The sequence below is a fragment of the Paraburkholderia agricolaris genome (assembly GCF_009455635.1).
GTDB lineage: Bacteria > Pseudomonadota > Gammaproteobacteria > Burkholderiales > Burkholderiaceae > Paraburkholderia > Paraburkholderia agricolaris.
The window spans coordinates 1,809,369-1,822,664 of sequence record NZ_QPER01000002.1 but is presented as its reverse complement, the minus strand read 5'-3'; the positions used below and the strand labels follow the sequence as shown (position 1 = coordinate 1,822,664).

General features: G+C 62.2%; 11 protein-coding genes. 5 read left to right on the top strand and 6 right to left on the bottom strand.

Annotated features, from left to right (window positions below; all coding sequences use genetic code 11):
* Position 1: 1 nt before the first annotated feature.
* From GH665_RS29545 to GH665_RS29535, 3 genes are all read right to left on the bottom strand, one after another.
* Complete coding sequence (locus GH665_RS29545; RefSeq protein WP_153140732.1) at positions 2–1,624, bottom strand: GMC family oxidoreductase; 1,623 nt, start codon at positions 1,622–1,624, stop codon at positions 2–4.
* A gap of 3 nt (positions 1,625–1,627) precedes the next feature.
* Positions 1,628–2,077 carry a sugar dehydrogenase complex small subunit gene (locus GH665_RS29540; protein WP_153142360.1) on the bottom strand — a complete coding sequence of 150 codons (450 nt, stop codon included), beginning with the start codon at positions 2,075–2,077 and terminating at the stop codon, positions 1,628–1,630.
* A gap of 87 nt (positions 2,078–2,164) precedes the next feature.
* Positions 2,165–3,271 (bottom strand): porin, encoded by a 1,107-nt coding sequence (locus tag GH665_RS29535; protein WP_484555886.1) that lies wholly within the window; start codon positions 3,269–3,271, stop codon positions 2,165–2,167.
* Positions 3,272–3,781: 510 nt separating this feature from the next.
* On the opposite strand from GH665_RS29535, the gene GH665_RS29530 reads away from it, so the two are divergent.
* Both GH665_RS29530 and GH665_RS29525 read left to right on the top strand, forming a co-directional pair.
* Positions 3,782–5,011: an AAA family ATPase gene (locus GH665_RS29530; protein WP_153140731.1), complete on the top strand. Its 1,230-nt coding sequence runs from the start codon at positions 3,782–3,784 to the stop codon at positions 5,009–5,011.
* Between the two features lie 28 nt (positions 5,012–5,039).
* Positions 5,040–6,791 carry a cobaltochelatase CobT-related protein gene (locus GH665_RS29525; protein WP_153140730.1) on the top strand — a complete coding sequence of 584 codons (1,752 nt, stop codon included), beginning with the start codon at positions 5,040–5,042 and terminating at the stop codon, positions 6,789–6,791.
* An 89-nt stretch (positions 6,792–6,880) separates the two neighbouring features.
* Here GH665_RS29525 and GH665_RS29520 read toward each other — a convergent pair whose 3' ends face one another.
* Positions 6,881–7,729: a class II glutamine amidotransferase gene (locus tag GH665_RS29520; protein ID WP_153140729.1), complete on the bottom strand. Its 849-nt coding sequence runs from the start codon at positions 7,727–7,729 to the stop codon at positions 6,881–6,883.
* Between the two features lie 20 nt (positions 7,730–7,749).
* Positions 7,750–8,424, bottom strand: coding sequence for a MarC family protein (locus GH665_RS29515; RefSeq protein ID WP_153140728.1), 675 nt, complete (start codon positions 8,422–8,424; stop codon positions 7,750–7,752).
* Between the two features lie 348 nt (positions 8,425–8,772).
* On the opposite strand from GH665_RS29515, the gene GH665_RS29510 reads away from it, so the two are divergent.
* Positions 8,773–8,988 carry a DUF3311 domain-containing protein gene (locus GH665_RS29510; RefSeq protein ID WP_153140727.1) on the top strand — a complete coding sequence of 72 codons (216 nt, stop codon included), beginning with the start codon at positions 8,773–8,775 and terminating at the stop codon, positions 8,986–8,988.
* Complete coding sequence (locus GH665_RS29505) at positions 8,985–10,457, top strand: sodium:solute symporter family protein (protein ID WP_153140726.1); 1,473 nt, start codon at positions 8,985–8,987, stop codon at positions 10,455–10,457. Before GH665_RS29510 ends, GH665_RS29505 begins: the two co-directional genes overlap by 4 nt.
* Positions 10,458–10,519: 62 nt before the next feature.
* Here GH665_RS29505 and GH665_RS29500 read toward each other — a convergent pair whose 3' ends face one another.
* Complete coding sequence (locus tag GH665_RS29500; RefSeq protein ID WP_153140725.1) at positions 10,520–12,373, bottom strand: FAD-dependent oxidoreductase; 1,854 nt, start codon at positions 12,371–12,373, stop codon at positions 10,520–10,522.
* A 216-nt stretch (positions 12,374–12,589) separates the two neighbouring features.
* Here GH665_RS29500 and GH665_RS29495 point away from each other — a divergent pair, with 216 nt between their 5' ends.
* Entirely contained in the window at positions 12,590–13,237 is a 648-nt protein-coding gene (locus GH665_RS29495; RefSeq protein WP_153140724.1) for a glutathione S-transferase family protein, read from the top strand.
* Positions 13,238–13,296: the final 59 nt, after the last annotated feature.

The window sequence follows — 13,296 nt, the reverse complement described above, 5'->3', positions numbered from 1 at the left end:
TTCAAACTTCCTTCTTCAACTGGTCGGCCATGCGCAGTGCCAGCGCGGCAATGGTCAGCGTCACGTTGACGGTGCCCACGGTCGGCATCGTCGCGCTGCTCGAAATAAACAGGTTCGGGTGATCGAAGGTCCGGCAATGTTTGTCGACCACCGAGTCGCGCGGGTCGCTGCCCATGATCGTCGCGCCGGTAATGTGGTTGTTCGGCGCGAATTCGTCCTGATACTCGATCTCCGTGCCGCCCAGCACTTTCGCCGCGTTCGTGTAGACCTCTTTCGTATGGACGGCGCCGCGTTTCACGTAGTCGTCGATCGCGTACGTGATCTCGGGGCGCGGAATGCCGATCGCGTCGACCTCCGTTTTGCTCGGCACGATGCGGTTTTGCGGCTGCGGGAGGATCTCGTGGAAGCAGTCGAACTCGACAAAGCGCGCCGAACGGTCGCGAATCTGCGCGTCCAGTTCAGCCGGCTTGATCAGTTTGCCCTGCCTGAAAATCTTCTGCGCTTCCTGGTCGATGCGTGACAGGTTCGACAGGTGGATCTTCTTGGCGGCCTCGTTCGCGCGGAACGGGCCGTCGCGAAAGCCGATCAGCGAGGTCATTTCCTGCGGACCACGGCCTGGCCAGAGTTTTTCGTCCGCGTAGAACGTAATGCCCGTGCCCGGATGGTCCATCAGATTGCGGCCCACCATGTCGGAGCTATTGCCCACGCCGTTCGGGAAATCGTGGCTGGTGGACATCAGCATGATCTTCGGCGTTTCGATACCGTTCGCAGCCAGCACGAAATACTTGCCTTCCACGCGATGCTCGTTGCCTTGCGGATCTTTATACAGCGCGGCGATGATGCGCTTGTCCGCACCCACTTCGAGCTTGTAGACGACCGCGTTGACGATCAGCTTCGCGCCGGCCTGCTCCGCTTTTTCGACGTGCACGATGCCGTTGTACATCGCGCCGATCGGGCAGATCGGCATGCAGTTGTTATTGCCGCAACAGGTTGGGCGCCCGTCGTACGGACGGCTGTTACGCGCAACCGGTTCGGTCACGACGTGATAACCCGAGTCGAATGCGTTGAGCTTGCTCTTGATGGTCTGCTCGTTATACGAGAGCGGCAGCGGCGCCATCGGATACGGCTGGCTGCGCGGCGAACCGAGTTCTTCGTCGGTTGGACCCCACACACCGAGTTCTTCTTCGGCACGCTGGTAATACGGCTCCAGTTCCTCGTAGTCCATCGGCCAGTCGCGGCCCACGCCATAGGTGGTCTTCATGCGGAAATCGTTCGGCATGAAGCGCCACGCGGACGCGGCCCAGTGCCATGTCGTGCCGCCCACCGCACGGATGTACTGCGAGTTGAATTTGTGCTCGCCCTTCAGGATCAGATAGTTGTTCGGCGGGCCGTATTCCGGATGCGGCGCCCACGCGCTGGACGGATACGGCGCGGAGTTGTCCGACTTGTCGAACTGATTGCGAAAGCGCTCGACGATCTCCCAGCGCGGCATGCGCGGCCCTGCTTCGAGCAGGATCACGGACTTGCCGGCCAACGCCATCTGATGCGCGACGATCGCGCCCGCAACGCCCGACCCGACTACGACGATATCGGCTTGTTCAGCCTGGTTTTGTGCATCGGCCATAGCTCAGGCTTGCCTTTCGATGGGTTTGGCGGCCCAGAAACCGGGCTTGTTGGGACAGTACGAACGAATAATCAGCGTGTCGGACACCACGTCGTACATCAGCGCCTGTTCATAGGTGACAACCTGATTGTCGACCGTGCCGAGATACCAGGCTTCCATGATCTTCAGCGCGAGCGCCTGTTGCGCGGCGTCGGCGGAACCGGCGGCGAGCGCGCCGGCCAGCTTCGGCAACTGCAGCACAAGATCGGGTGTGGACTTCTGCAACGCAGCCAGCAGGCGCGTGCCGACATCGCGATCGAGAGCCGACCTGGCCGTCAACGATTGCGACAGCGTCATGAAGGCGTCGATCGGCGGTGCGGCCGAGTCGTCGGCCAGCGCCTTGAGCGTGAGCGAGCCGGCCAGGCCGGCGGCCGTCAACGCGAGCGCGCCTTGCAGCCAGCGGCGGCGCGTCATCGTGGACGGTTCATCGCTCGCGGCGAGCCCGCCGTGAGAGTCTTGTGGAGTCAATGTTGTTCTTCCCTTGTGAGACGTTTTACTGCGTTAAAACTGATGCATCATCCCGACGTACGCACCGGTTTGCGATTCGCCCGCGAGCGGACTCGTGTTGTTGGTCGCATCGCGCGGCGACGCTTCAAGCGAGAAATTCGAATTGCTGCCGTTGCGCACGTAACCCACGGTGCCGTACACGAAGGTGCGTTTGGAGAGGTTATAGGTGGTGCCGAGCACGTACATCATTGCGTGGCCGGACGGGTCGTGCGCGGCATCGCCGCCGCCGTCGCCGACCTTGATGTAGTAGCCGCCCGCCGTCACCGCCCAGCGCGACTGAATGTTGTACGTGGCACCCAGCCAGTAGTGATCGGCACTATCGGCCACGCCCACCGGTGAATCCGGTGCCGCGTAATGGGTATAGGCGCCCTGGATCTTCCACGCATCGAAATGCACGTTCGCACCGGCGAAATATTCGCGCGAGGCCTGGAAGATGTTGCTGAAGCGGCCATTGCTGTCGCGCAGTTCATCGTAGATGCCGCGCACGTCGAAGAGCGGTGAGTGATACGTGAGCATAATGCCGTCGGAGCGGCCAAACTCGCCGGGCACACCGTTGTTGAACGCGCCCGCCTGGTTGCCGAACGCGTATTGCGCCTGGACGTCGAAGCCCCACAAGACCGGGCTGTGATACTCGACGTTGTTGCTGGTCTGCTGCCAGTTGCGCCCGCGCACGAGCGAGGCCGAAGAAAACGCCTGTTGCACGAACGGGTCGAATTCCCACACGCCGTCGCTGTCGATAAACAGATTACGCCCAGCCTGCAACGTGCCCCACTGATTGTCCTTCAGACCGACGAATGCGCGCCGTGACCACAAGCGTCCACCACTGGTGGTGCCGTTCATGACTTGCAGACCGGTTTCCAGATTGAAGATCGCATTCAGGCCGCCGCCCAGATCTTCGTTGCCTTTCAGGCCCAGCATGCTGGTGCCCCAATCGCCGCCTTCCGCGCTCCAGCGGTTCGATGTGCCGCCCGCGCCATTGTTGATGTGATTCAGATATTCCACGCCGCCGTCGAGACGGCCGTATAACGTCACGCTGGTTTGACCGTATGCCAGAGGACTGACCACTGCCAGGGCGGCCATTAATTTTGTAGGTAGTCTCATTGTTTTTGCCGTGAGTTTCTTCTGTCGAAATGATGCGCAAAGCCGACTGCCGATGACTCAAAACTACTCAGCGTGTCGCACCGCGACCGACTCTGCGTCAAGCCACGGACACTCGGCGCAAGGGCCGTCCGCAAGGCCTCATGCATACAACGGAACGTATGGGCAATGACCTGTTGCACCTACCGGGTTACACCGGCGTAATGCTTGTAATGCTGGAGCGAACACCGGATCCAACCAGTTTGCGAATGAGATGTTGCAAAACTACACGCGTCGCGCACGAACTATAGGTGATCGGTGCTTGATAGCCTATCCATTTCACGCAATAAACTTTTGCAATCAGCGCGCTCGACATTGAGAATCTTCAGTTGAATCCGCATACGCTGCAAATGAAATGCCTGGCGGGGAGAACGAAAGGTACTCACGATAAGATAGTCGGTCATTCGGCCTCAGCCAAATCGAAACGCATTATTTGTTATTTGACCCATCAACATTCACCATTTGCCACTCGCCATGAACGCGCCTGAATTGACCGAAGACGAAAACCTTGGCCTTTACCAACGGGCGACCGAAACCGGCGCGGAATGGTGGCGCGTCAGCGTGGCGGACCGGCCGGAAAACTATCGGCTCGAGCATGGGGTCAACGAAGGCGCCGGCACCGGATCGGTGGATATCGATCTGGTGGTCGACGCGGAGAACCTGCGCGCGAAGCTGAAGAAGTGGCGCCGCGAGGGCTTTGCGATCGATACGCCCGATGCCTCAAACGAAGCAGGTACAGCGGAGCGCGTGGCCTTCATGCCGGAGTTGCAGCGCGTCGCGGCGCGAGCCTCGGCAGCGAAACACCATCTGCAGGAGCAGGAAGATGCACGCGAAACCGTGCGCATCGGCCTGGTCGACGTGCCATGCGGCGTGGACAATCCGCTCGTGCCGCGCATCAATCCCGCCTATCTGTTCTCCGAGCGCTTTAACGACATTGTCGAAGATATCGTGGAGAACCGGCGCGTGATGCTGATCGGTCACACCGGCGCGGGCAAGACCAGCTTGATCGAACAGGTTGCCGCACGCTCGCATCACAGTGTGTTGCGCTCGAACATGAATGGGCAAACCACCGTTGGCGATTTTGTCGGCTTCTGGACGGTCAAGGGCGGCGAGACGATCTGGGTGGACGGCGTGCTGCCCACCGCGATGCGCGAAGGCCTCTGGCTGATCGTCGACGAAATCGATTTCGCCGAACCGTCGATTCTCGCCGCCCTCACCGCCGTGCTCGAACCGCACGGCCGCCTCGTGCTGAAAGAAAAAGGCAATGAGATCGTCGCGCCGCATCCCGCCTTCCGGCTGTTTGCCACCGCGAACGCGGTCGGCGCGATGAGCCAGTTCCGTCACCTGTATCAAGGTGCGAATCTGATGAACGAGGCTTTTCTCGATCGCTGGCGCGTCTATATGCTCGACTATCTGACGCCCGCCGAAGAAGCCGACGTGCTGATGCGTACCCTCGCGCCGCATATGACACACGCGCTCGCCACCACGCTTGCCGCGATTGCCGCCGACTGCCGCGCGGCGTTCGCCCGCGAAGACCTGTCGAGCGCATTCTCCACGCGGCGCCTGCTCGACTGGGCCGAGCTGATGCTGCGCACCGGCGACCCCGAACGGGCTGCCGGTCCGGCGATTTACGCGAAAGTCAGCCCGGAAGACGCAGCGCTGATTCGCGGCATCGTTCGCCATCACATCGCGCCGACCGCCTGACGCCCGCTCCGCACCATAAGCGATCACCATGAACGCAAGGCATCTCACCCGCGACACACAAGGCTTCGCGTTCGAATCGACGCTCAGCAAGGTGGCGCGCGTGCTGACCGGACAATATGGCGTGACGGTCGCCTTCAGTCCGGATGGACCGCGTGTCGAACCCGGCCGCATTGTGATTCCCGACTATGAGTTGAGCGGCGGCGTCGAGCGCGACGTGCTGATCGGCTATCTCGATCTGCTGGTGGCGCGCGCCAAGCACTCGTCGCTCGCGCTGATGGATGCGCAACCGGGCGGCGTGAGCGCGAAGCTCGCACAGGTGATCGAGGACCGCCGCGTCTGCATGCAATTGCTCGACGAGTATCCGGGAGCACGCTGGTTCATCGGCAAACTGCGTGCGCATGCCGCCGAACAGGCGCGGCAACGCTGGCCGAAGCTGCATTGGCGCGACCGGCTGGTCTGGCTGGTGGAGCGCACGCTATGGGACGAGCAGCCGACCCGCACCGAAGCGGTCCACTCATTGCTGGCCGCGCTGCACGCCTCGCAGGATCTGCTGGACGAAGCGCGCAGAAGCCGTTCGAGCGCGCATAGCATTGCAGCGGCGCAAGCCCTGGTGGCGCGCGTGCGGGCTTTGTCGGCGGGCGATGTCAACAGCATGGTATTCACCGCGGATCCGGTTGAAGACCTCGACACGGAAACCGCGGCTTCTTCGTCCGAACCGTTCAACGACGACGACACCGCCCTGCCCGACCAGGACAATGCTGCCTCGCCTCCGTCCGATAAAGGCGGCGGTGCGCAGGCGGAAAATGCGGTCGGCATGGGGCAGTCGCTGGCCGATGCGCAGCAACCGTCCGCGCGTTCCGAAGGCGAAGCCGGCGCAGTGTCAAACGCATCTCGCGACCGGCTATCGATTCCGCTTGCCACCGAGTTCGACGAAATCACCGACGTCACCGGTCAGGGCGACAGCGCGACCTGGCGCGAGCTTCGCGCGCAGGCCCGCGCGGACACGGCACCGCTCAAGGAAAAACTCGAACGCGCGCTGAGCGCCGACGAACGCACCCGTTGGCGCCGCGAACAGGAGCGCGGCGAAATCGATCGCACCGCGCTGGCGAAACTCGCCACGTCGCCGGGTTACCGTACGCCGTTTCGCACGCAGCGGGCGGCCAAAGGACGCGACGTCGCCGTGACCTTGCTGATCGATCGCAGCGGATCGATGGCCGGGCGCAAGATCGAACTCGCGCGCCTGTGCGCGAGCGCGCTGTGCGATGCGCTCACGCAGTTGTCGTTCGACTGCGAAGTGCTCGGCTATTGCTCACTCGAATCCGCACCGATGAAGCAACTGTATGAAAGGCAACTGGCGGGCGGTGCGGATTTGCGGCGCTATAACCGCTTTGTCGAGCGGCTCGACCTGAAAGTCTACAAGCGCTTTGGCGCGACGGATCTGAGCGGCATTGCCGAAATCGACTGCGGTCACGAGAATCCGGACGGCGAGGCGCTGGCCTGGGCCGCGACGCGACTCGCGGATCATCAGGCCGAGCGGCGCATCCTGATCGTCTTCTCAGACGGCTATCCGTCGACCGGCGATGGCGACCCACAGGTGCTGCGCCACGATCTGCGCGAACGCGTCGCGGCGATCCAGAAACGCGGCATCGAACTGGTCGGCATCGGCGTGCTGACCGATGCAGTCGAGGATTTCTATCCGCACAACGTGGTGGTGAGCCGTCTCGCGGAATTACCGTCGACGGTGTTTTCGGTGCTGAGTTCGATGCTGCTGACGCGCTAGCGCAGCACAACGCCGGGTCACGGATCGCGACAGGCCGCGGACCGAACAGAAGCGATCCGAACCGAACCGAACCGAATTGTCGCAACGCGCTACGCCGATTTGAGCTCGACCAGCTTCGGTTCGAACGGATACTGCTCTATCTCGCCACCCCTTGCGATCACGGCGGTGCTCTCGGGAATCTCCTCCCACCAGCCCGGCAGGTCCGAGAGCGGCTCCGATAACACCAGGAAGGCGTTATCGCCCACCGCCGTGATGCGCGGGTCGTCCGGATACAGCTCGTGCAAATGCTGGAACGAGGTACTGTGAAAGAGCGAGCGCGACTGTCTTTCACTCGAATAGCGAACCGCGATGATCTGCTCGCCATCCGTCGCGCAGACCGTCATGTTCAGCGGCTCATCCACCCCTTGTCTGCGTCCGACGTCTTCGACAAATCCGACCATGCGTTCGAGCGCGGTTACGGGCGCGAGTTCGAGACCAAAGGTCAGCGCGAGAAAAAACAGCACCTCGGAATCCGTCGAACCTTCAACCGAGGCGAATAACTCGGGATCGATCGCCAGCATCAGCTCGCGGCGCACCAGAGGAAAGTTGCGCACCAACCCGTTATGCATGAACAGCCACCGGCCATAGCGGAACGGATGACAGTTGGTTTCCTGTGACGGCGTGCCGGTAGCCGCACGGATGTGCGCGACGAACAGCGGCGCGCGTATGGCCCGCGCGGCCTCGCGCAGATTGCGGTCGCTCCACGCGGGCTGGATACAGCGGTAGCGAAACGGGATGTCGGTGGGATGACCGTACCAGCCGATGCCGAACCCGTCGCCGTTGGTGGTGGTCTGGCCGAGCCGCGAATGCAGGCTCTGGTCGATCAGCGAATGTTTGGCGTTGAACAGCACCGTTTCGAGTTGAAGCGGGTTGCCGGTATAAGCGAGCCAGCGGCACATGAGATTCCCTCCTGTCTTCGCTATTTGACCACGGGTTGCATCTGCGCGATCGGTATCAGGAACTCCGAAAAACCGGTCAGGATAATTTGCACGCCGATGCACAGCAGCAGAAACGACGAGACGCGCATCGCGACCTTGGTGCCGTCCGCGCCGAGATACTTCGCGAAAACCACGGCCCGGCTGTAGACCAGATAGACCGTGACGGCCACGAGGAGCGTGATCCCCACTGAGGCGATACCCGAAAGCACGAACTCCGAAAGTTTATGCGTGCGGTTCGCGGTCAGCGCGATCGCGGTGGCGATCGAACCCGGCCCGGTGGTGAGCGGAATGGTGAGAGGAAAAAACGCCTTCGACATCGCGTTATCCGAATCCACCCGCTTGACTGCCGGCTGTTCGGCCGGCGTATCGGGCGCATTGAGCATCTGCCAGCCGCTTACCGCTACCGCGAGGCCGCCGCCGATACGCAAGGCCTGCATGGAGATACCGAAGAAATGCAGAATCGGGGTGCCGACAAAGAAGGCAACCAGCAGCACGCACATCACGTTGAAGGCGATCTTCTTGGCGAGCGCGGTGCGGTCTTCGGTGGTGAGCGATGCGGTGCGGTCGAGAAAAACGAACGCCATGCCGATTGGATTGATGATGCTGATCAGCCCGGTGAAGCCAAACAGGATATCCGAGACCAGACTTTCGACCATATGCGATCCGTTTCGGGCAGCGGCTCGGGCGGCTTGATTGACTGACGGCCCGCCGGAGCGCTACGCTGAGTTGAAGTGCTGGACGCTTGTGGGCGCTCCAGATTGATGCCCCGCGTTGTGTGACTCAGATGATATCGCGGCGCGGCACGCAAATCTGTAAAAAAGGGGACGATGCAAGCCACGCGCGGCGTTGCACCGCAGCAGACAGGCGCAGAAAGATGCGCGCACAACTTTCAGAAAGCCTACACTTTTTTGACGGACTTTACGGGCTCGAAGCATCAGGCATAAAGTCCTCAGCGAAGCTGCACTTTCAACGAGACGTACTTACCGGTTCGAGGAGTTGCCCCCATGTTGCTTCGTGCACTCGCCGCGCTGCCGTTCATCGGCATTCTGCTCGGCGTCCCGTTTGTGAATCGTGTCGAACCGCTGGTATTCGGCATGCCATTCGTGCTGGCCTGGATCGTCATGTGGGTGATCCTGAGTGCCCTCATCATGGCGATCGTCTACCGTCTGGATCCGAGCAACCGTCAGCTTGCGGCGGATGCCGAGGAGGCCCGCTCATGAGCGCACTCATCATTATTGCGGCCATTACGCTGTTTGCGCTGTACCTGGGTGTGCGCGCGCGGCGCGGCCACGACATGAGTCTCGAACAGTGGACCGTGGGCGGCCGCAGCTTCGGCACCGCGTTCGTGTTCCTGCTGATGGCCGGCGAAATCTATACGACCTTCACCTTCCTCGGCGGCAGCGGCTTCGCGTACGGCAAGGGCGCACCCGTCTACTACATTCTTGCCTACGGCACGCTGGCGTACATCCTTTCGTACTGGATGCTGCCGCCGATCTGGCGTTACGCGAAAGACCATCGCCTCGTTTCGCAGCCACATTTCTTCACGCGCAAATACGATAGCCCGGCGCTCGGCACGCTGGTTGCGCTGGTCGGCGTGGCCGCGCTGATTCCGTACCTGGTGCTGCAACTCAAGGGCCTCGGCATCATCGTGGCGACAGCGTCGTATGGCGCAATTTCCTCGACAACCGCCATCTGGATCGGCGCCGCGGTGGTGACGGCTTATGTGACCGTCTCCGGCGTGCGCGGCTCGGCGTGGAATTCGGTGGTGAAAGATATCCTGATTCTGGCGATCGTGCTGTTCCTCGGCATCTACCTGCCGTTGCACTACTACGGCGGCTTCAGCGACATGTTCCGCGCCATCGACACCGCCCGCCCGGGCTTCCTGAACTTCCCCGCCAAGGGGTCGAGCGTGATCTGGTTCCAGTCGACCGTGCTCCTCACCGCGCTGGGCTTCTTCATGTGGCCGCACTCGTTTGGTTCGATTTTCACGGCGAAAAACGAGCGTATTTTCCGCCGTAACGCGATGGTGCTGCCGCTGTACCAGCTCATTCTGCTGTTCGTGTTCTTCGTGGGCTTTGCGGCAACGCTGAAGGTGCCGGGCCTGAAGGGCGGCGACATCGACCTGTCGCTGTTGCGCCTGTCGTTGCAGACTTTCGACCCGTGGTTCGTCGGCGTGATCGGCGGGGCCGGGATTCTGACGGCGCTGGTGCCGGGATCGATGATCCTGACGTCGGCATCCACGCTGCTTGCCAACGACGTGTATCGCGGCATGATAAGCCGCAATGCATCCGACGCGACAGTGACCAACCTCGCGCGCTTCCTGGTGCCGGTGGTGGCGCTGGTGGCCGTCGGGTTTACGCTGCACGGCGGCGAGACGATCGTGGCTTTGCTGCTGATGGGCTACAGCTTTGTGACCCAGCTCTTTCCGGCAGTGATCTGCAGTTTGATGCCGCATAACCGGGCAACCAAGTACGGCGCGTTTTGCGGGATTCTGGCGGGCGTCGCGGTCGTGGCGCTGACCACCACGCTGCATCTGAGTATTGGGCAGTTGATGCCGTTCTTGCCCGACGGGCTAAAGGACATCAATATCGGCTTCCTGGCGTTGGCGGTGAACATCATCGTTTTTGTTCTGGTGAGCGCCGTGACGCAGCCGCGGCCGGCCGAGCAGACTCACGCGCCGGTGCATTGAGGCGTTCTTCGTAGCTTGCCGCATAGTGGTTGAAGGGGCTGGTCGCCTTAGGCGTCAGCCCCTTATCTGTTTCGGACTCTCGTGAAGCCATCGGCACTCCACTCTTCCGAGTTCACGCCGTGATGAACGAAGAACAGGCCGTCGGGATCGTATTTGCGTTTCACGGCAGCCAGCCGCGCGTAATTGCTTCCCCAGTTCGCGTGCTGCCAGTCGGCTTCGAAGAAATTGCTCTCGGACAAATAGGTGCCAGGCTCCGGGACAACCGTACGCAGTGTCTGCGCAGCCTGCGCGACTCTCGTTGCAGCGCGCCGTCCCTGCGCCTCCTCTGGTTCGTGGCCCGGCATGCCGGGAAAGGCCGGAGCACCCTCGCCTGCAATGATCGCCAATGCAAAGGCGTCGAGTACGGCCGGGTTCATCGGGGTATCCCGGGTCGCGTTCAATGCGTCCGCTGGTGCCCCCGCGAGCCCTTTATTGAAGTGCAAGGAGACCGTCCAGTGCCGGGTGCTCGCGAACAGCGCATCGATCAGACGGCCCCGCTGAGTTGGCGCTACCAGCGCAACAGGCAGCCATGTCGAGGTATAGCCGTACAGATATTGCCCCGCCTCGCCGACGTTGCTCGTCCAGAAAACATTCTCTGCCGGCGTGCCCGGACGATCGTCAATCTTCAGCACGCCGGGCAGATGCTGCATCATGAAGCCAGCGTCCCACAAACGTCGCGCCGGCAGGCTCAGCACTTGTGGCGGTGTTGTCGTGCAACCGTGGGCGGGCTCCGCGATCCAATCGAAAAACGGTTGCCAGACATGTGCGGCATCGTTCTGGTTCATGCCCTGAAACAGCATCGAAATGCCTAACGTGTTGTCGGCGTGGAAGGCAACCGTTTCGCCCCAATGCTCGCTCACCAGATGGTCGGCGCTGAATGCGACGAACTCGCCGATCAGCGCTTTGAACGCGTCGTCCGACGATGCCTTCACTGTCGCGCGTATCAGACCGAACTGATCGGGCAACTCGTGCGTGCGTAGCGTCAGGCTCGTGACGACGCCGAGACTGCCGCCACCACCGCCCTTCAACCCCCAGAAAAGATCCGGGTGTGAGCATGCATTGACGATTCGCACCTCGCCATCGGCTGTGACGACTTCAGCCTGCAGCAAACTCGCGGCGGCGGTGCCGAACCGTTTCGAAAAACTGCCGAAGCCGCCCCCTTGCACGAGCCCGGCCACGCCCACCGTCAGGCAGCCGCCGCCTTGAACATAGCGGCCGCCGCGCGTTGTCACGGCGTCGTACACGTGTCCCCACAGCGCACCGGCGCCTACCGTCACCGCGGGCGCGGGCTTCAGGCGCCCTTCGCATCCTGCCGGCACGAACGCATCGTGCAGGGTGATGTCGCGCATGGATCTCGTCCAGACCAGCAGAGAATCGGCCGCGTTCGACGTGCCCTGATAGCTATGACCGCCGCCTTTAACGACCAGACGCAGACAATGTTCGCGCGCGAAAGCGATTGTGCGTGCGACGTCTTTCGCGTTGGCGACAGCCACCATGTAGGCGCTCGGCGCCGATGTCCATGCATCGAGCCATCCTGATGCCTGCGTCAGCGCAGGGGTGTCGCCGAGGTAGTACGGGTTTTTCAGGCGCCCGAAGACTTCCATGCAAGCCGTGCTTGCAGGCGTTTGCGCGCAGATCGCCAATGGCGAAGTGACAGCGCTCAGGCGGCCCTCGACGGCCCGGTTCAGCTCCTGCCAGGCCTGCGCCGACGGCCATGACGGGTCGCCGGGCCGCACGCGGCGTTGGGTCGGGCCCATCGCCGGTTCAGTTGGACCATTCGGCGCGTGCTGGGCGTGCACAGGAGAGCGCGCCGCTACGCCCAGCAACGGCGCGGCGAGCGCGCCTTTTAGCAAAGTCCGCCTATCGAGTGCACACATCGCGTTGCGTCACCTTCGAACATGAACAGGGGCAGCATAGGACCATTAACGACCGATGAGCCACCCACGAGTTTTCGTAAGGACGGCAATCGCGCGGGCCGGCCGCGGGGCTTCGGGCGGCCGATATCATGCGCATTTTGCAGGCCTGCCGCGTGCGTGCCCGGCAAGGATAGCGTTAGACTACGCCCCACTTCAGCCAACCTCGTCAACGGATAAATGGACTACCTTCTTTGCTATTCGCCAGGCGCGGCCAGTATGGCGGTTCACTGGATGCTGATAGAAATGGGCATCCAGTTCGAGACCCGGCTCGTCGATATCAATGTCGGCAATCAGCGCAACCCTGAATATCTGCGGCTGAATCCCTCTGGCCGCGTGCCTACGCTGATGGTCGACGGCACGCCGCGCCACGAGTCGGCCGCGTTGCTCATGCTGCTGGCCGAACGGCATCCTGAAGCGGGCTTTGCCCCCGAGCCCGGCTCCGCTGAGCGCGCGGCGTGGCTGGAGTTGATGATCTATCTGGCCAACACGGTGCTGCCCGCCATGCGCGACTGGTTTTACGCCGATAGCGACGGCGATCCCGCGGGGGCCGAAGGCGTTCGGGCGCTTGCGCGACGCCGCATCGAAGAAGCCTGTGACCGGCTCGACACCGAACTCGCCGACGGACGCGATTATCTGGTCGGCGGCAAGCTCAGCACGGCGGATTTCCTCGCCGTCGTGCTGATGCGCTGGACACGCAATATGCCGCGTCCGGCACTCGGCTGGCCGCATCTCGCGCGCTATATCCGCGGGTTGCGCGCGCTGCCGTCGTTCATCGAATTGAATGCGCGCGAGGGACTCACCGAGTGGCGCAATCAGGACGATTGAGGTGCGCTCAGTTCAATCGCGGCCGGCAATAGCCATAGCAATAGCAATCGCGCCGGACG